The sequence below is a fragment of the Microbacterium sp. BF1 genome, assembly GCF_019279095.1.
GTDB lineage: Bacteria > Actinomycetota > Actinomycetes > Actinomycetales > Microbacteriaceae > Microbacterium > Microbacterium maritypicum.
In genome coordinates, this window is record NZ_JAGYWT010000711.1 from 1 (window position 1) to 933 (window position 933).

General features: G+C 67.3%; 1 protein-coding gene and 1 pseudogene. Both read right to left on the minus strand.

The window, feature by feature from the left end; genetic code table 11:
* Positions 1 to 500 (minus strand): hypothetical protein (locus KZA10_RS16230; protein ID WP_218683403.1); only part of this gene is annotated, 500 nt, incomplete at its 3' end.
* Between the two features lie 143 nt (positions 501 to 643).
* Positions 644 to 933 (minus strand): annotated as a pseudogene (locus tag KZA10_RS16235) (hypothetical protein); the annotation flags it as partial.

Consider the following 933-nt stretch of genomic DNA (forward strand, 5'->3'; position numbering starts at 1 on the left):
GGCGAGACGCTTCCGCCGGTGAGCGCCAGCTCGAAGCCACCACCCGTGAGCGGCAGCTCAGTACCGGCTGCTGCGACCCCAGGATCGTGGTCGCAGCTCGCGGCTGCGTCGTGGCCGTGTGACACCGTGATCGTCGCGGTGTACGAGCGCGAGCCGTTGAAGGCGACGGCGTAGGAGCCCTCACCGTCGGACGGCGGGCGGAACGTCAGCGTCAGGCTGCCGTCGCCGGCGGCGGTGTTCCCCGAGACGGCTGCCTTCCCGGCGTTGAGGCCGGACACCGAGACGTTGACGTTCTCGGACGGAAGGAAGTAGCCCGGCCCGAAGACGATGGTCGAGACTTCGCAGATGTCGATGATCGGGTCGCCGACCTTGGCGCCCGGAGGCGACGGGTAGGAATCGGAGGACGCGGCCGGAACGGTCGGCGCCGCCGTTGCGACGGCGGGCGCGACGAGTACGAGCGCGCCAGCGGTGAGGCTGATGGCAGCCAGTTTCTTCAGCATGATTTCTCCCCAGAATTTCACGCGGAATCGCCTTCGGACACACCCCTGCGTCCGACTGCGTGATGTCTTCCTGCCCCCACGGCAGAATTGCAGACACCAGATATTCCCCAGTGAGTCCACAGTACCTTATCGGCAGGGGAAAGTCACGATGCGCAGCGAAGAGGTTCCCGTGTCGTATCCGGGGTGTCGATCATCGGGGTGTGCAGCACTTCGGTCAGGCGCTCTCCTGCGCCGCTTCCCTGGAACTCGATCGTGATGGTGGTCGACTCTCCTGGAGCGAGGGACACCTCGTGCTGCACGACGGAGCGATCATCGAGCATGGCCGTCTGCACGCCCTCCTCGGCGCCGTCCCTGTCGATGTGGGAGGGCGTCGCGCCCGCCGGGCCGTAGATCGCGATCAGGGTGCGCACCGTGCCGGGGGGCACCCCGTACG